This window comes from Actinomadura craniellae (assembly GCF_003289645.1).
Taxonomy (GTDB): Bacteria; Actinomycetota; Actinomycetes; order Streptosporangiales; family Streptosporangiaceae; genus Actinomadura_D; species Actinomadura_D craniellae.
The window spans coordinates 238,606-255,108 of record NZ_QLYX01000012.1 but is presented as its reverse complement, the minus strand read 5'-3'; the positions used below and the strand labels follow the sequence as shown (position 1 = coordinate 255,108).

Sequence of the window (16,503 nt, the reverse complement as noted above, 5' to 3'; positions counted from 1 at the left end):
ACCTCACCCAAAACCTCACCACCACCGACCACACACGCCTGGCCAACCTCGGCATCACCCCCCTCACCACCCACCAAGCCACCACCACCCTCACCCACACACTCACCCACCACACCCACCCCCACCTGCTCATCACCAACCACACCCCACCCACCACCCAACGCCGCACCGCCACCAACACACCCACCAACACCACCCACACCCTCATCCACCAACTCACCCGCATGACCACAACCGAACAGCACCAAACACTCCTCGAACTCGTCCAAACCCACGCCGCCGTCGTCCTCGGCCACCGCAACAGCCACGCCATCGACATCGACCGCGCCTTCAAAGAGCTCGGATTCGACTCCCTGACCTCGGTCGAACTCCGCAACCGCCTCAATGCCGCCACCGGCCTCAAACTCACCCCCACCGCGATCTTCGACCACCCCAACCCCCAAGCACTGGCCCACCACATCCACACCCAGATCGCGCCTGAGAGTCCTGCCGTTCCGAGCAGTACGGTCTTCGGGAACGGCAAGCCGGCCGCGGCTCTGGACGAGCCGGTGGCGATCGTCGGGATGGGGTGCCGTTTCCCCGGCGGGGTCGCTTCACCGGAGGAGTTGTGGGAGCTGATCCGGGCAGGCGGAGACGCGATAGGGGCTTTCCCGGCCAACCGGGGCTGGCCCAATGCGGACCTGTACGATCCCGACCCGGACCGGCCAGGCACCTGCTACACCCGGGCAGGCGGGTTCCTGTACGACGCGGACCATTTCGACGCCGAGTTCTTCGGCATCTCACCGCGCGAGGCGATGGCGATCGACCCGCAGCAGCGGCTGCTGCTGGAGACCGGCTGGGAGGCGATCGAACGCGCGGGCATCGACCCGGCCACGCTCCGCGGCTCCTCGACCGGGGTGTTCACCGGCGTGATCTACAACGACTACGCCTCCCGGCTGCAGCCGGTGCCGGAGGGGTACGAGGGGCATCTCCTGACGGGCAACTCCGCCAGTGTCGCCTCCGGCCGCATCGCCTACACCCTGGGGTTGGAAGGGCCGGCTGTCACCATCGACACGGCCTGTTCCTCGTCTCTGGTCGCGGTCCATCTCGCGGCCCAGGCCCTCCGCAACGGTGAGTGTGAGTTGGCGTTGGCGGGGGGTGTGACGGTGATGTCCACACCCACCGTCTTCGTGGAGTTCAGCCGCCAGCGCGGCCTGGCCCCCGACGGGCGCTGCAAGTCGTTCGCCGCCGCCGCGGACGGCACCGGATGGAGCGAAGGCGCCGGCATCATCGTCCTAGAACGCCTGTCGGACGCCCAACGCCACAACCACCCCATCCTCGCCGTGATCGCCGGGTCGGCGGTCAACCAAGACGGAGCCAGCAACGGACTCACCGCCCCCAACGGCCCGTCCCAGGAACGCGTCATCCGCCAAGCACTGGCCAACGCCCACCTCACCCCCGACCAGGTCGACGCGGTCGAAGCCCACGGCACCGGCACCACGCTCGGTGATCCCATCGAGGCTCAGGCCCTGCTGGCCACCTACGGGCAACACCGGCCCGCCGACCGGCCGCTACTGCTGGGGTCGATCAAATCCAACATCGGCCACACCCAGGCGGCCGCCGGCATCGCCGGCCTCATCAAGATGACTGCCGCGATGCGGCACGGCCAGTTGCCCGCGGGCCTGCACATCGACGAGCCGACTCCGCACGCCGACTGGGACAGCGGCAACATCGAACTCCTCACCCGGCCCACCCCATGGCCGCATGACGAACCCACCCGCCGCACCGCCATCTCCTCCTTCGGCATCAGCGGCACCAACGCCCACCTCATCCTCCAGAGCCCACCCGACGCCCCGGCCGGCGTGCAGGCCCCTCCGGAGCGGGCGGCCGATGGCGAGGGCGGTCCGGAGGCGGTTCCCTGGGTGATCTCCGCGAAGTCCGGGTCCGCGTTGCGGGACCGGGCACGGCAGCTTCGCGAGCTTCTCATCGCCGATCCCGCGGTCGCCCCGGACACGATCGCGCGCGCGCTGTCCGACACGCGCACCACGACTTTCGCGGAGCGGGCGGTGCTGGTCGGCCGCGACCGCGATGACTTCTCCGCCGGGCTCGCCGCTCTCGCCGCAGGCGTCTCCGCCGCCAACCTGGTCACCGGTACCCCGGCCCGATCGCCCGGTTCCAACGGTTCCGGCCGCACCGGTGCGAGCGGGCAGGGCAGGACCGCGTTCGTGTTCACCGGGCAGGGCAGCCAGCACCCCCGCATGGGGCGGGAGCTGTACGACCGCTATTCGGTCTTCGCCACGGCCTTCGACCGGATCTGCGACGAGTTCGCCGCGCATCTGGACGAGCCGCTGCCCGAAATCGTCTTCGCTGCTTCCGGCACCCCTGAAGCCGCCCTGCTCGACCAGACCATGTACACCCAGGCCGCGATCTTCGCGGTCGAGGTCGCCCTCTTCGAGCTTGTCACGCGGTGCGGACTGCTGCCCGACTACCTGATCGGTCACTCGGTCGGGGAACTGGCCGCCGCCCACGCCGCCGGGGTGCTCACCCTGCCTGACGCCTGCACCCTCGTCGCCGCCCGCGGCCGCCTCATGCAAGCCGCCCCCGCCAACGGCGCCATGATCGCCATCAACGCGTCCGAGGAACAGGTCCAGGCCGCCATCACCTCCCATGCCGACACCGGCAGCCGGGAAGCCCCGCACGACCAGGTGGCGATCGCCGCGATCAACGGTCCGGCCGCCACCGTCATCTCCGGTGACCATGACGCCGTCCATCAGGTCGCCGATCGGCTCCGTAACCAGGGACACCGCACCCGGGTCCTCAACGTCAGCCACGCCTTCCATTCACCCCACATGGACCACGCCGCCAACGAACTCACCCACCTCACCCGACAGCTCACCTGCAACCAGCCCACCATCCCCCTGATCTCCAACCTCACCGGCACCCTCGCAAGCGCCGGCGAACACGCCTCCCCCGACTACTGGAGCCGCCACCTTCGCCAGGCCGTCCGCTTCCACCACGGCATCACCGCCCTGCACCACCACGGCGTCACCACCTACCTCGAGCTCGGACCCGACGCCGCCCTCACCCCCATGATCACCGAAACCCTCGCCGCCGAAGACCCCACCGCCGACCCCACCGTCCTCGCCACGCTGCAGCGCGACCGGCCCGAAGCCGCCGGCCTGATCACGGCGCTGGCCACCGCCTATACTCACGGCGCCGCCATCGACTGGACCGGGCTGATCGCGCCGGCCGGGGCAGCCGATTCCGGCAGGGCCCCGCACGTGCCGTTGCCCACCTACCCGTTCCAGCGGCAGCGGTACTGGCTGGACGCGTCCGGCGGGCACGCTGAAGTCGCCGAGGGCGGCGGCGGGTTGTGGGAGGCCATGGCGACCGGGGACGCCGAGGAAGTGGCGGCGGTCCTGGAGTTGGACGAGGCCGACCGGTCGTCGCTGAACGCGCTGTGGCCGAAGTTCGCGGCATGGCACCGGCAGGGCGGGCTCTGGTACGAGTTCCAGTGGAAGCCGGTGGCCACCGACACCGATGCGGCGCTCACGGGGAAATGGCTCGTCGTCTCCCCGACCGAGGTCGCCTGCGACATCACGACCGCGGCGACCGATGCCCTGACGGAACGCGGCGCCCACGTCGTCCGGGCCGCGCTGGAGACCTCGGATGTCGACGGAATGTTCGCCGGGCGGATCGCGGCGGCTCTCGCGGACGGACCGGCCACGGGCGTACTGGCACTGCTTCCCTCCGCCGAGGACCGGTCAACGGGAGCCGGCCCGGACGTTCTGGCCGGCCTGCTCGTACGCGCCCTCGACGACGCCGCCCTCGACGCGCCGCTGTGGATTCTCACCAGGGGTGCGGTTCTGACGGGTGCGGCCGACCCCCGGTTCGACGAGTCACAGGCGGCGGCGTGGAGTTCCGCCGATCGGCACGTCCTGGAGAACTCGCGACGGTGTGGCGGTCTCATCGATCTGCCTGACGTCATCGACGGCCGTGCCCGGCGGCGTCTCGCCGACATGCTCGCCCGCCCCGAAAGCGAGAGCCGGATCGCGATCCGCGGTTCGGGGACCTTCGCGCTCCGGCTCGCCAGGGCCGCCAAGCCCCGGCCCGCCTGGCGCCCCTCGGGCACGGCCCTGATCTCCGGGGCCGGCTCCGAGGCCGGCGCGCAGGCCGCCCGCTGGCTGGCGAGCCAGGGAGCCGCCCATCTGATCCTGGTCGGTCTTCCGGATGGCGACGGGCTCGTGGGGGAACTCGGCGACCTCGGCGTCCAGGTGCGCAGCACCGCGGTGGATCTCACCGACCGTGCGGCCCTCACCGAACTGCTGAACGGCATCCCCGAGGAGCATCCGTTCACCGCCCTCGTCCATGCCGCGCCCATGCCGGGCGATGAACCGGAGGCCGCCATCGCCGCCGCGACCGCTCTCGACGAGCTCACCCGAGCCTTCGATCTCACGGCGTTCGTCCTCTTCTCGCCGGTCGCAGGCGCCCTGGACTCGCCCGTTCGCGCGGCCATGGACGCCGTGGCGCGGCGGCGTCAGGCGTCCGGTCTGCCCGCCACGTCCGTCGCATGGGCGACGGCGAACGCCGACGGCGGACTGCGCCCGATCCACCTGAACACCTCCGTGGTGGGCGCGGCGCTCACCCGCCGCGAAGTCTCCATCACGGTGGCCGATATCGACTGGCCGCATTTCGCGAAGAACCAGCCGGCGCTCGCTCGCGAAATCCGCGAAGCACAGCCATTTATCAATGCGGTCGAAGTCGATCAACACGGCACGGTCACCCAGCCAGAACAACTGAGGCAACGCCTGGCCGGTCTTTCCAGAAGAGAGCAGGAGGCCATCCTGCTGAATCTGGTGCTCACCCATGCGGCCGAGGTGCTCGGCCACCAATCTCCGGAGCAGAAAATGGACGCCGACACAGAGTTCGTTGACGTCGGTTTCTCCTCGCTCAGCGCCCTGGAACTCTACCGAAGGATGCGTACGATCACAGGGCTGCCGCTGCCACCGACGGTGGTCTACGATTACCCGAAGCCGGCCGCGCTGGCGCCGTATCTGCGGACCGAAATCCTGGCCGACGATATCGGCTGACCTGCCGCGAACCCGAAGGGACGGACGTGATGGCCCAGCCTCTGCCGACCATTGATTACGGACATGTCGAACCGATGCCCGTGTATTTCGACGACCTCGATCCCATGGGTCTTCTGCACAACAGCCGGTATGCGGTGATTCTGGAACGAACGCTGGCGACGTTCTGGTCGCAGCAGAGCCGCACCGAGGACAACGACCTGTTCAGCCATCCCGACGCGTTCCTCGCCGTCGCCGAATTCTCGATCACCTACCGCACGCCGGTACGCGGCGCCGGTACGGTCGGCGTCCATTTCTGGGTCGACAAGCTCGGCAGGACCAGCGCCGTCTACGGATACCGCGTGATCTCCCTTGACGGCGAGACCGTCCACGCTGAGGGCCGCCGGGTGCACATCCGCCTCGACCCTGAGACCATGCGCCCCGCCCCGTGGAGCCCGCCGACTCGCGCCGTCTTCGAGACCTTGTTCAAATGAGCCGAGGGGCGGGCGGCGCCGGTCGGAGAGTGAAAAGGACCTCTACCGGCGCCGGCCACTCCGCGGCTCTCGGCCATGAGATCATGGCTTTCTCATGGTTTCCCGGCCGAAGCCGGAGAACACGGCGTCTTGGAGAATTCAATGCCCGAACCCGCCGGTCCGCGTGATGTCATCGAGCGCCTGATCCAGGGAATCTCCGAAGGGCGATGGCAGGAACTCCACGAGTTGTACGCGGAGGACGCGGTGGTGGAGTACCCCTTCGCCATGCCCGCCGACCCGCCACGACTTGTCGGCCGCGCAAAGATCCAGAGGTACTTCGCCGCCGTCGCACGTCAACCGCTGGAACTCAAGGCTCATCACATCGTGTTGCATGAGACCGGCGACCCGGAGGTGGTCATCGCCGAGTACGACTATGACGGACTGGTCACCACGACCGGCCGCTCGTTCCAGGTCTCGAACATCCAGGTGTCCAGGGTCCGCAACGGTCAGATCGTGACCTCGCGCGACTATCACAACCATCCCGTGATGGCCGAGGCGACTTCCTCTTGATCCCACGGGTTCGGGTTCAGGTGGGTTCCTCCCAGGGCTGAGCGATCTGAGTGCCGCGGCGGTGGCCGGCGGCACCTGGGTGTCCGTCGCCGTTAGGCTTCTCCTGACGCGACCTCGTTTGCCCCTTTTGAGGAATGGCCTCGATGACCGGCACCCCACCATCCGCGCAGTTGCGCACCGACCAGCCGCACCCCGCGCGGGTCTACGACTTCTATCTCGGCGGCAAGGACCATTTCGGAGCAGACCGCGAGTTCGGCCAGCGAATTCTCAGCATCTGTCCGCAGTTGCGGCCGCTGGCACGGGCCAACCGCAGGTTCCTGGCCCGCTCCGCGGGGGTCCTCGCCCGTGACCACGGGATCCGCCAGTTCCTGGACCTCGGCACCGGACTGCCCACCTCGCCGAACCTGCATGAGGTCGCCCAGAGCGTCGCGCCCGACTCCAGGGTGGTGTACGTCGACAACGACCCGATCGTGCTCACCCACGCCCGCGCGTTGCTGACCAGCCGGCCGGAGGGCGCCACCGACTACATCGACTCCGATGTCATCGACATCGACCGCATCATGCGGCAGGCGGCCCGGACACTCGACTTCGACCGGCCGGTCGCCGTCAGCGCGCTGGCCCTGTTCCACTTCCTTCCCGACCCCCGGCCCGCCGACCTGCTGGCCCGCCTCCGCAGCCGGCTCGTCCCCGGCAGCTTCCTGACGATCAGCCACGTGCTCCCTGCCCTGCAGGACGTCGCCGCGGCCTACCAGGCGAAGATGGGCCTGGGCACCCTGCGCGACAGGGACGAGATCACCGCCCTGTTCGGCGACTTCGAACTCCTCGAGCCGGGCCTGGTCGATCCGTACCTTTGGAGACCCGAACTGGATCCCGTCGAGCAGGAACCCGGCGACGAGATCGCGAACCTGGGGGCCTGCGCGGTCGCCCGCAAACCCACGGACTGACCGAGAACACGCCCGGAGACCCGCAGCCCGAGTGCTCGGCGATACCCGCACCTCATGCCGACCGCAGCGCGCGGGACGGGGTCGGGTGATCAGATCCGTTCGATGGTGATGTCGGCGTGGTCAAGGGTCGCGGCGTAGGCGGCCAGGTCGCCGGGGTCGCTGGTCAGGATCTGGGCGGGAACATGCAGCCCGGCGGTCACGACGACGAGGGCGTCCACCCCATCAGGGCGTTTCTTGCCCGGCGGCACCGCCTTGGCGAGCATGGCCCCGGCCCGCTTGTAGGTGTCCAGTGTGGAAGTCTTCGCACAGGCCACGCACCCAGCGCTGGCGGCCGCCTTCCCCTGCATCGGCGCTGCGGCACCACGTGTTTGCGGAACCGTGCAGTCCTTGAGATATCCGCTGAAAGCGTGGACGGTCTTGGGATCCGGCCGCCATGCCTGCGCCAGCACCGGGCCGATGACGACCGGCCGGTGCGGCGCGGTCCGCAGTCCGTGATGCACCGTCAGGGCCACCGCGTCACCGCTCAACATCGCCAGCAGCATGCCCGTGTCGTAAACGACCGTACGAGCAGTCACGCGACATCCGATTGGTCCGAGCCGAGCGCTGCGGACAGGACCCTGCGCGCCAGCACCTTCTCCTCGGCCGTCAGGTCCTCGAAAGCAGGCAGGCCAGGTGTCTCGACAGCCACCGACTCCTCCAGAGCCATGGCGTTGTCGGCATCCAGTGGAGCGAAGATCGCTGCTGTAGCGTCATCCGCCGCCATCTGCGCCACCGCGGCGGCGATCATATAGCCGGACACATCCAGACCAGCGGCATCGGCATGCGCCTTGATCGCCGCATGGACCTGTGGGTCCGTCGAAATGCTGAACCGGGTATTCGCCACTCCGAAAGCGTAACACGCCGTATTACGCACTACGGGCCGCTTGCTCACCCTGCAACGCCAGGTTCGCCGGGCAACATCGGCATGGACCGGCCCCAACGGCCTCTTCCAGGAAGGACTCCTGCATGACCGACCGGTCGCCTGACCACCGCCACCACCCGCACCAAAACGGTCGCTCGCGACCGCCGCCCTGCACCTCGACGGTCCGGTCTGCCGGCTGTATCAGGCCCGGGTCGCGGCGGTGGTGGGGTCAGTGGAGGAGCGAGGTGGCTTCGAGGTCGAGGGCGTGGTGTGCGTGCCGGGTGGTCATGGTGCAGAACATCTCGTCGCCCCGGTCGGTGCGTTCGACGAGCATGGCGGCTCCGACGGACATGACGATGCCGTGGAAGGCGTGCCGGCGGTAGGCGTCCCAGCAGTCGTCCCAGGTCAGCCGCACGCCGCGGGCCGTTAGCGCGGAGTGGTACCGGTGGACGAGCACCCGTTCGTGGTCGCGTCTGGCCTGGACGGGGAGGCTCGAGCCGAGGAAGTACGCCAGGTCGGTCGGGCCGGGGCCGTAGGCGCAGGTCTGCCAGTCCAGGACGACCGGGCGGGGGCCGCCGAACAGCAGGTTGTCGGCGCGGAAGTCGCCGTGCATGAGGGTGGACGCGCCGTCCCGCGCGGCGAGGTATCCGCCCATGGCCGGCAGGAAGTCCTCGACCAGGCCGATGACCTCGGGTTCCAGCCGGGGCGCGTAGCGTTCCCTGAACCCGGCGTACAGGTCGGTCACCATCGCGGCGGTGAACGCGGCGGTCTCCGCGCTGTGCCGGTTCAGCCAGGGGAGGGCGGCGAGGCCCGGGTCGTCCCAGCCGGCGGCGTGCAGCACGGCCATCTCGTCGATCGCGGCGGCCGCCTCGTCCGGGGTGACGCCGGCGAGCTGGTCGCCGGGCGTGGCGGGCGCGAGGTCCTGCAGCAGGACGGCATAGTCGTCCCGCGCCGCGGCGTAGGCGGAGAAGTAGCAGGTGGGCAGGCTGGCGTCGAGTCCGCCCGCGATGTGCGCGTAGAAGCTCGCCTCGATCTCGTAGGTGCGGATCGCGCGGGCCGCGGCGCGGCTCGCCTCGGCCGCCGCGGGCACCTTGGCGACCATCGTGGCGGGCAGCCGGACCGGGCGGTCGTAGCGCAGGCGCAGGCGCAAGCTGTCGGACACCTGGCCGGTGCCGACCGGTTCGGCCGTGACGGCGGTGACCGCCGCGCCGTCCAGGTGGGGGGCGAGGGCGCCGGTCAGCCATGCCGCGGTGAGGTCGGCGGCACCGGCGACCGCGCCGCTCATGTCGGGTCGCCTTCCGCGAGGTGGGACCAGCCGTGGTCGCGCCAGCCGGGCGGTTGGTGCCATTCGGTCCAGCCGTGCCCGCTGCGTCCGTCCGCGGTGTCGAAGCGGCACAGGGCGCGCGGGAAGTGCGCGGGCACGCCGTCCGGCGAGACGACGGTGACGGGCGCGAACGCCAGCGGTGTCGCGGTCATCGGGAGGCCCGGCACCCGCAGGTGCGACGACTCGGGTGACCCGTCCGCGGCGAAGCGGGTCTCGGCGGAGAACCCGCCGCGGTGCTCGATCTCGCCGCCCGGCGGTACCGCGAACGACGGCCACGGGATCGCGAAGCCGATGTTGGCCTGCATGCCGTGGAAGAACGTGCCGTCGTCGAGGCGGCCGGACGACCAGAGCCAGGAGATCTTCCACCAGTCCCGCTCGCCCCAGCTGTGGTCGCGTTCGCCGGACGCGTCGATCGCGATCGTCTCGTCGCCGAGGGTGACGGTACCGGTGACGGTGCAGGGGATCTCGTAGCGGTTGAGGTCCTTGTACGGGTAGACGCCGCTGACGGTGTCCCAGCGCAGGTCGAAGGTGAGACGTGTCGTCCCGGTGCCGGACGTGCCGCCGTGGGCGGCGGTGGGGTCGGGCAGGACGGCGGCCTCGGCGTCCAGTCCGATCCGTACCGGGCCGAACGGGCTGACGACGCGCTGGGTGGCGGTGTAGGCGCCGGTGCGGATGTCGGTGCCGCCCGGTTCGGGGAGCGGCGCGTCGTTGTCGGCGACCAGGACGAGCGGACGGTCCTTGCCGGTGACGCAGGCCCAGTACCAGGCGCGGCCCCAGTTCGGGTACAGGCCGAGCCGGACGTATCCGGCGACCGACCCGTCCGGGGCGGCGAAGTCGAAGTAGTAGGACTCGTTCCACAGCACCTCGGGTCCGGGGTCGTGCAGCGACTCGTCCTCGGGGGTCAGCCGCCAGGTGCCGTGGTCAATGATCTTCGCCATGAGGGTGGATCCTCCGGAGGGGGTGGGGAGGGCCGACGCGGGGGCGAGACCGCACTCTGAAAGATCTTCCTCGCCGCTTCGGTCGGCTGGCAACCCCCGGACCGGGGCGCGAATTCGACGGCAGGGCCCGGCGCGCCGTGCCGGCACGTCGGGGCGCGGCCGGCTGCGTTCAAGGTGCCGGTGTGGTCCGTCGACGACGGGCTGCCGCGCGACCCGCCGGCAGGGTGCGCAAGCGCGCGACCGCCTGCTCGGCCGAGCCGGCGCACGCGGCCGCGGCGGGAACGGATCGGATCCGGACCCGCCGGGCCGGCGTACGCCGCGAACGGATCGACGGCTCGGGGCTCTGGCGGATGGCGGTGGGTTCTCGACCCGCCTACCGGGTGGTGCACACCCAGGTGATCGAGCGGCCGCCGCCCGCGTTGGAGATGGCGTTCCGCTGGGCCGCGGTCCGGCTGGAACCCTGGCCACCCCAGTACCTGTTGGTCCTGGAGTTGTAGGCGACGGCGCCGCAGCCGTTGACGAAAACCGTGAGGATCTTGCAGTTGGAGCGGGGGCACTCCCGCAACGCGCGCCGTTCGGCCTCAGCCCTGGTGCGGTAGTCCCAGGCCCTGCCGGTGCTGCCGTCAGGCGCCACGGCGATGGCTCCGTAGTACTGCGTCGTCGGCGGCTCGTACGCGGGCGGTGAGTACGGCGCGCGGGTGGGCAGCTCCGGCGGGCTGAAGCTGGGCAGCGGCGGCGGGGTGTAGCGGGGCGGCGTCGGGAGGTCCTGCACCGTGGCCACGGGGTCGCCGTCCGAGTCGTCGTCGCCGGCCAGCCACCACACGACGCCACCGCCGCCGATCAGCAGCACGAAGACCGCGAAGATGACGACGATGACCGCCCCGTTGTTGTTCGGCCGCCGCGGCGGGCCGGGCGGCCCCCAGCCGGGAGGTCCGGGCGGACCAGGAGGTCCTCCGGGCGGCCCCCACCCGGGAGAGCCGGGCGGCATCGGCGGGCCGGGCGGAGGCCCGTACGCGGGCGGCTGGCCGCCGTGCGGCGGTTGCGGCGGCTGCGGGGGTTGCACGGTGACCCACTCCCCAGATATGTCAATGTCCGGAAGATCGTAACGGTTGTCCGATCAGTGCGAAGCGGAACTGAGACGTGATTTCCGACAAAACGGTTCCAGGGCGTTTCGGTGGTCTACGTGGCAGTTGTCGCGCCGATCCTCAACCGGATCCAACGACCACCGGATGATGCCGCCGCGCCCGTTCCGGTCGATGGCCGTGACCAGGCCGCCAGGAGTTCCCCAGTGGTCAGCTCAGCAGCTCGCGGGCCAGGACGTCGCCCCACCATCGCTCGACGCGATCGGGTGGCCACCCGCGCTCCGCGGTGAGCATGGCGTAGACGTCGATGTTGCAGATGGCCGCGTAGACGTCGACCGCGGTCTCCACGTCCAGCCCGGCGCGCAGGGCCCCGTCCGGCCAGGAGGAGAACACCTGGCGGCGGGTCTGGTCGGCCCGGCGCCGGCCGTCGCCGTACACGGTCGCCAGGTCGGGCTCGGTGCGGCCCGCCTCGCGCACGAGCACGATGATGTCGCCGGCACGCTCGTACAGCCGGCGGTCGAAGCCGGCCATGGCGCCGAGCTGCCGCGCCGGGCCAGCCGCGGGGTCCTCCAGCTCGGCCAGCATCCGCTGCGCGTCACCGCGCAGGTCGACCGAGTCGGCCAGCGCCCGGGCCAGCCCGATCTTGTTCTGGTAGGTCGCGTAGACCGTCGGCACGGACACGCCGGCCTCGCGCGCCACGTCCCGCACCGTCGTGGCCGCCCACCCCCGGGCGAGGAAGAGTTCGCGTGCGGCGCGGGCGATCTCGGCCCGGGTCTCCAGCGCCTGGACGGTGCGGCGCAGCGAGTCGTAGCGGCGCCGCCCTCGTTCCTCGCTCATGACCCCCCTATCGGTTTACGCTACTTATAGTGAATATAGTAGCCGTCAAACAGCAGCGACGCGAAGCCAGCAGGAGGTAGTACGTGAAGCTCGTGATCTTCGGGGCCAACGGTCCGACCGGGCGGCTGACGACCGCACAGGCACTCGCCGAGGACCACACCATCACCGCGGTCACCCGGAATCCGGAGGCGTTCCCCCTCAGCGGCCCCGCACTGACCGTCGCGCGGGCCGACGCCCTGGACGCCGCGGCGGTGGACCGGGTGGTGGCCGGGCACGACGCGGTGATCTCGACGCTCGGTGTGCCCTACGGCTCCGAGGCCACCACCACGTTCTCCGAGTCCGCGAAGAACATCAGCGCGGCCATGGCCGCGCACGGCGTCCGGCGCCTGGTCTGCGTGACCTCGACCGGCGTGCCGATGAAGGCCCCGCCCGGCGAGACCCTCCTCTACCGCAAGGTGATCGTTCCGCTGCTGCTCAGGATGGGACGCCCGCTCTACAAGGACGCCGCCCGGATGGAGGAGATCGTGGCCGCCACCGACCTCGACTGGACCGTCATCCGCCCGTCGGGGCTGTTCGACGGCGGCACGGTCACCGGCTACACCGTCGGCCCGCCGCAGATGGTCGGCCGGTTCACCTCGCGCCGCGACCTGGCGGACGCGCTCGTCCGCGCGGCCGTCGACGATCGCCACGTCCGCTCCGTCGTCGAGGTCATCACCACCGAGGGCACGCCGAGCGTCTACCGGGTGTTCCTGAAGGAAGCGCTCCGCATCGGCGGCGGCAAGTGAGCGCGCGCCTGGCCGCGGAGCTGGCCCGCGCCGTCGCGGGGCCGGTGCGGCGACCCGCCGACCCCGGCTTCTCCGCCGAGCTGGCCGGCTTCCAGCTCGGGCTGCGGCACCGTCCCGACGTCGTGGTCGGGGCGCTCGACGCCGCCGACGTCCGTGCCGCCCTGCGCATCGCGGGTGACCACGCGATCCCGGTCACGGTGCACGGCACCGGGCACGGCATGCGATCCGCCGCCGACGGCGGCATCGTGCTCGGCCTCCGCCGGCTGAACGAGGTGGAGATCGACCCCGTCGCCGGAACGGCCCGGCTCGGCGGTGGCGCGACCTGGGCCGAGGTGATCGCGGCGACCGCCCCGCACGGGCTCCTGCCTCCCAGCGGCAGCGCCGCCGGGGTGGGCGCCGCCGGCTACGTCTTCGGCGGCGGGCTCGGCCTGCTCGCCCGCTCGGACGGCTGGGCCTGCGACCACGTCCGCTCCTTCACCGTGGCCACCCTGGACGGCACCGAGCGGGAGGTCGGCCCGGACGACACCGAACGGTTCGCCCGGCTGCGCGGCACCGGCCCGGTCCACGGCGAGGTCGTCACCGCGATGACCGTCGGGCTGCTTCCCGGCGGGCCGCTGCAGGGCGGCGGCCTGACCTTCGACCTCGGGCCGGCGACCGCCGGCGGCGACCCCGCCGTCCTCCAGGCGTACCGGGAGTGGACGGACGCCCTGCCGGACGATCTCACCTCCGCGCTCCGCGTGATGTCCTTCCCCGACCTGGACGTCCTGCCGCTCCCACTGCGCGGGCGGCGGATCGCCCGGATCGCGGTGGCGTCGCGCGGCACCGCGCCCGCGGCCGAACGGCTCGTGGCGCCGCTGCGGGACGCGGCACCGGTGATCGAGGACACGCTGGCACCGCTGCGGTTCACCGAGTCGGCCCGGGTCCACGCCGAACCGGCGGACCCCGGGGCGTACATCGGCGAGAACCTCCTGCTCGGCAGGCTGGACCCCGCCGCGCTGGACGCGCTGGCCGAGTTGTCCGGGCCGACCATGGTGATCATGAACATCCGGCACCTCGGGGCCGCGCTCGCCCGCCCCCCGGCGGTACCGGACACCGTGCGAGGGCGCGACGCGCACTACCTCGTCAGCGCGGTGTCCCCCGTCGATCCACGCGTCTCGCTCGCGGACCCCGCGGCCGCCCACGCCCAGGCGAGCCCCGTCTGGGCCCTGGAACCGTTCGCCGCGGCCCGGCTCGGCACCAGCCCCGCCTTCACCGCCGGCCCCCGCGGCTGAATCCACCACTCCAGCGGCCGGAGCACCGCACCGCGGCCGATCTCCACCACGTCAGCACATCCCCGTCCTACAAGCGCCTGCACCGGTGACTGGTAGCACGACGCCCGTCACGTACGACACGCGCTCGCTCAGCAGCCAGGCGCCTCAGGCGGGCTCGATCGCAATCAGATAGAGGTCGAGGTCACTCTCGGTGAAAACGATGATGTGAGCGCCCGTGCGCAGCGTCCATCTCCCGTCCTCACCGGGTTCCGCGTCATCGGGGATGCCCTGCCTGGCGAGCCGGACCACCGCCCTGGCGATCGCCGCCTGGGCGTCGGCGTCCAGCATGTCGTACGCCTGGGCGGCAAGCCGCTCCCACTCGATGTGGAACGACATCGCCCGCGATCAGCGGGTTTCGGGGATGGAACGCAGCTCGGCCTTGACGTTCTCGGCAAGCCCCGTACGTTCGATGAACTCCTCGACCGTCAAGCGCTCGGTCTCACCTGCAGCCTTCGCCCGCAGAAAGCGAGCATGCAACGCCGCACGCCGCAACCGCTGGAACTCCACCAGCGGAACGACCACCGCGGTCTGACCGCCCAGATGGATCAGATCGTGCTCCCCCAGCCCGGGGAAATCCTCTGGAACCTGCCTGGCCAGGGAGTCATCGGTCATGCCGCTCAGTGTACGCGGCGACCCCCGACCTGACCGGCCAACAGCACCTACAGCCGCAACCGGCGCAGGCCAGGCCCACCGCCGGCGCGTCCTTCGAGAGTGGGACGAGGTTCGGCGCCGCGTCGGAGACGGGTCCCTCCGCTACGCCGCAAGAGCCGATCCGGGCCGGGCCCGCACCGGCGGCGCTACTGGCGGCTGACGGTGCGGGTGATGCCGGTGGCGATCGTGGTGGCCAGGATCCACCCCGCCAGGATCAGCGTGTACGACAGCCACTGGTACCAGCCCTGGGGCTTGAACGCCTTCTCCTGCCCGAAGTCGATGATCGGCAGCAGCAGGTCGAAGGTGTAGAAGAGCGGGTTGAAGGTCGGGGCCTCACCCGGCTTCAGCGCGGGCGGCTGCTCCAGGCCGTAGATCACGGTGCCGATGACCAGCAGCGTCACCAGCCAGGACGCCGCGCGCACCGGGCGGAAGCCGTAGCCGACGGTGGCGTCTTGCAGGTGGCCCCAGGCCTTGGCGTACCAGGGAAGCGTCGAACGGTGGCGGCGCTGTTTGGCCAGTTGCACCGTGCGGGCCGCCGTGTCGTCGCCGATGCGCAGGTAGGCGGCTGCGAGTTGCTCGTACGCGTACGGAACGTAGCCGCCCTCCTCGCGTTCCAGCAGCGGCAGACGCTGTTCCGCGGGGAGATGCGGCGTGAGCGCGCCGTAGGTGAGGCCGTCGAACCCGACGACGTCCGGCCACACGTCCGGGGTGGCGTGCAGCGTTTCGAACTGGGAGCGGCGCAGGTTGACCGTGCCCTCGATGCGGGGCGTGTTCCGCAGCCAGAGCTCGCGGGCGATGACGCTGGTGGCCCGGAGCGCCGTCCCGCCAGGGTTGGAAAGCCGTGCTTCGGCAAGATAGATGCCCCCGGCGACCGTGGTGCCGCGGAGGTTGACGCGACCCTCGGCGCGCATTCCCACGGCCTGCAGGTCGGTGCCGACGACGAAGGACTTGGCGTCCAGCACCGTGCCCCCGGGGTTGAGCAGCACCGCTTCGTCGAGGTTGACGGTGCCGGAGACCTTGGTGCCGTTCAGCCGGATCTCACCGTGCACGGTGAGCCCCGGCGCCCACAGGTCGTCGTCGACGATGGCGTGGTTGAGGTGCAGGACGTCGTCCTCGTCCCCGTCCTCGTCGCCGAGCCGCGCCCGTTCCATGAACAACGCGCCGGACAGCCGCGCGCCACCGAGCCGGACCTGCCCCGGGATGACGCAGTCCGTGAGTCGCAGGACGCCGTCGACGTGGAGGGTGGCCGCCTCCAGCGCAGGCAGGTAGGAATGGCTCAGGTTGAGCTGGCGGACGCGCGCGCCGTAGAGGATGGCCGGGCGCTCGAAATGGCAGCCCCACAGCCGGATGGCGTGCTCGACGGTCGCGTACTGCAGGTCCAGCACGCCGGTGATCCGGGCACCGGCGACCCGTAGTGCCGCGACCTCGCCCTCCTCGGCGGAGCCGGAGAGCAGGAGGGCGCGGAGGAACTCGGCGCGGACGGTGCGTTCCGGGGCCCAGGCGTGGCCGTCCTCCGCGTCCTCGTCGTCGGATCGGCGGAAGTCGACGGTGCCGCCCCGGGGGAACGCCCGCCACACGCGGCGCTCGGCGGGCGACATTTCGGCGATCTCCATCGGCGGGACCTTCTCGCGGACCCCATGCAC

The 16,503-nt window shown here is 71.0% G+C and carries 15 protein-coding genes; 6 read left to right on the top strand and 9 right to left on the bottom strand.

Annotated features, from left to right (window positions below; all coding sequences use genetic code 11):
• The 4 genes from DPM19_RS24540 to DPM19_RS24525 form a co-directional block, all read left to right on the top strand.
• Positions 1-5,069 (top strand): type I polyketide synthase (locus tag DPM19_RS24540; protein ID WP_146778982.1); only part of this gene is annotated, 5,069 nt, incomplete at its 5' end.
• 29 nt (positions 5,070-5,098) lie between these two features.
• Entirely contained in the window at positions 5,099-5,539 is a 441-nt protein-coding gene (locus DPM19_RS24535) for an acyl-CoA thioesterase (RefSeq protein WP_111870364.1), read from the top strand.
• A 141-nt stretch (positions 5,540-5,680) separates the two neighbouring features.
• Positions 5,681-6,088 carry a nuclear transport factor 2 family protein gene (locus DPM19_RS24530; RefSeq protein ID WP_158566879.1) on the top strand — a complete coding sequence of 136 codons (408 nt, stop codon included), beginning with the start codon at positions 5,681-5,683 and terminating at the stop codon, positions 6,086-6,088.
• Positions 6,089-6,231: 143 nt separating this feature from the next.
• Positions 6,232-7,032 carry an SAM-dependent methyltransferase gene (locus DPM19_RS24525; RefSeq protein WP_158566878.1) on the top strand — a complete coding sequence of 267 codons (801 nt, stop codon included), beginning with the start codon at positions 6,232-6,234 and terminating at the stop codon, positions 7,030-7,032.
• Between the two features lie 89 nt (positions 7,033-7,121).
• Here DPM19_RS24525 and DPM19_RS24520 read toward each other — a convergent pair whose 3' ends face one another.
• The 6 genes from DPM19_RS24520 to DPM19_RS24490 all read right to left on the bottom strand — a co-directional run bounded on the left by DPM19_RS24520 (position 7,122) and on the right by DPM19_RS24490 (position 12,114).
• The gene (locus DPM19_RS24520; RefSeq protein WP_233510708.1) at positions 7,122-7,574 is read right to left on the bottom strand and encodes a hypothetical protein; all 453 of its coding nucleotides are present in this window, start codon (positions 7,572-7,574) and stop codon (positions 7,122-7,124) included.
• A gap of 29 nt (positions 7,575-7,603) precedes the next feature.
• On the bottom strand, positions 7,604-7,915 hold the full coding sequence (locus DPM19_RS24515) for a hypothetical protein (protein WP_111870360.1): 312 nt from the start codon (positions 7,913-7,915) through the stop codon (positions 7,604-7,606).
• A gap of 247 nt (positions 7,916-8,162) precedes the next feature.
• Entirely contained in the window at positions 8,163-9,218 is a 1,056-nt protein-coding gene (locus DPM19_RS24510) for a phosphotransferase (protein WP_111870359.1), read from the bottom strand.
• On the bottom strand, positions 9,215-10,195 hold the full coding sequence (locus DPM19_RS24505; protein WP_111870358.1) for a DUF7064 domain-containing protein: 981 nt from the start codon (positions 10,193-10,195) through the stop codon (positions 9,215-9,217). Before DPM19_RS24505 ends, DPM19_RS24510 begins: the two co-directional genes overlap by 4 nt.
• A gap of 373 nt (positions 10,196-10,568) precedes the next feature.
• A complete protein-coding gene (locus DPM19_RS24500; protein ID WP_199485262.1) occupies positions 10,569-11,258 on the bottom strand; it encodes a DUF4189 domain-containing protein in 690 nt (229 codons plus the stop codon).
• Positions 11,259-11,487: 229 nt separating this feature from the next.
• Positions 11,488-12,114 (bottom strand): TetR/AcrR family transcriptional regulator, encoded by a 627-nt coding sequence (locus DPM19_RS24490; RefSeq protein ID WP_111870356.1) that lies wholly within the window; start codon positions 12,112-12,114, stop codon positions 11,488-11,490.
• An 83-nt stretch (positions 12,115-12,197) separates the two neighbouring features.
• On the opposite strand from DPM19_RS24490, the gene DPM19_RS24485 reads away from it, so the two are divergent.
• Both DPM19_RS24485 and DPM19_RS24480 read left to right on the top strand, forming a co-directional pair.
• Positions 12,198-12,899 carry an NAD(P)-dependent oxidoreductase gene (locus tag DPM19_RS24485; protein ID WP_111870355.1) on the top strand — a complete coding sequence of 234 codons (702 nt, stop codon included), beginning with the start codon at positions 12,198-12,200 and terminating at the stop codon, positions 12,897-12,899.
• Positions 12,896-14,170 carry an FAD-binding oxidoreductase gene (locus tag DPM19_RS24480; RefSeq protein WP_111870354.1) on the top strand — a complete coding sequence of 425 codons (1,275 nt, stop codon included), beginning with the start codon at positions 12,896-12,898 and terminating at the stop codon, positions 14,168-14,170. The genes DPM19_RS24485 and DPM19_RS24480 overlap by 4 nt, the downstream gene beginning before the upstream one ends.
• A gap of 144 nt (positions 14,171-14,314) precedes the next feature.
• Here the strand turns inward: DPM19_RS24480 and DPM19_RS24475 are convergent, their stop codons facing one another.
• From DPM19_RS24475 to DPM19_RS36465, 3 genes are all read right to left on the bottom strand, one after another.
• The gene (locus DPM19_RS24475; RefSeq protein ID WP_111870353.1) at positions 14,315-14,545 is read right to left on the bottom strand and encodes a hypothetical protein; all 231 of its coding nucleotides are present in this window, start codon (positions 14,543-14,545) and stop codon (positions 14,315-14,317) included.
• 9 nt (positions 14,546-14,554) lie between these two features.
• The gene (locus tag DPM19_RS24470) at positions 14,555-14,821 is read right to left on the bottom strand and encodes a hypothetical protein (RefSeq protein WP_111870352.1); all 267 of its coding nucleotides are present in this window, start codon (positions 14,819-14,821) and stop codon (positions 14,555-14,557) included.
• A 185-nt stretch (positions 14,822-15,006) separates the two neighbouring features.
• Positions 15,007-16,473, bottom strand: a complete 1,467-nt coding sequence (locus DPM19_RS36465) for a membrane-associated oxidoreductase (protein WP_111870351.1) — start codon at positions 16,471-16,473, stop codon at positions 15,007-15,009.
• Between the last annotated feature and the right edge of the window lie 30 nt (positions 16,474-16,503).

What these genes read in the sequence shown, in the direction of transcription:
- DPM19_RS24490 (WP_111870356.1), bottom strand. Translation starts at nt 12,114, where the DNA reads ATGAGCGAGGAACGAGGGCGGCGCCGCTACGACTCGCTGCGCCGCACC.
- DPM19_RS24525 (WP_158566878.1), top strand. Translation starts at nt 6,232, where the DNA reads ATGACCGGCACCCCACCATCCGCGCAGTTGCGCACCGACCAGCCGCAC.
- DPM19_RS24510 (WP_111870359.1), bottom strand. Translation starts at nt 9,218, where the DNA reads ATGAGCGGCGCGGTCGCCGGTGCCGCCGACCTCACCGCGGCATGGCTG.
- DPM19_RS24505 (WP_111870358.1), bottom strand. Translation starts at nt 10,195, where the DNA reads ATGGCGAAGATCATTGACCACGGCACCTGGCGGCTGACCCCCGAGGAC.
- DPM19_RS24535 (WP_111870364.1), top strand. Translation starts at nt 5,099, where the DNA reads ATGGCCCAGCCTCTGCCGACCATTGATTACGGACATGTCGAACCGATG.
- DPM19_RS24530 (WP_158566879.1), top strand. Translation starts at nt 5,681, where the DNA reads ATGCCCGAACCCGCCGGTCCGCGTGATGTCATCGAGCGCCTGATCCAG.
- DPM19_RS24475 (WP_111870353.1), bottom strand. Translation starts at nt 14,545, where the DNA reads ATGTCGTTCCACATCGAGTGGGAGCGGCTTGCCGCCCAGGCGTACGAC.
- DPM19_RS24520 (WP_233510708.1), bottom strand. Translation starts at nt 7,574, where the DNA reads ATGCTGCTGGCGATGTTGAGCGGTGACGCGGTGGCCCTGACGGTGCAT.
- DPM19_RS24470 (WP_111870352.1), bottom strand. Translation starts at nt 14,821, where the DNA reads ATGACCGATGACTCCCTGGCCAGGCAGGTTCCAGAGGATTTCCCCGGG.
- DPM19_RS36465 (WP_111870351.1), bottom strand. Translation starts at nt 16,473, where the DNA reads ATGGAGATCGCCGAAATGTCGCCCGCCGAGCGCCGCGTGTGGCGGGCG.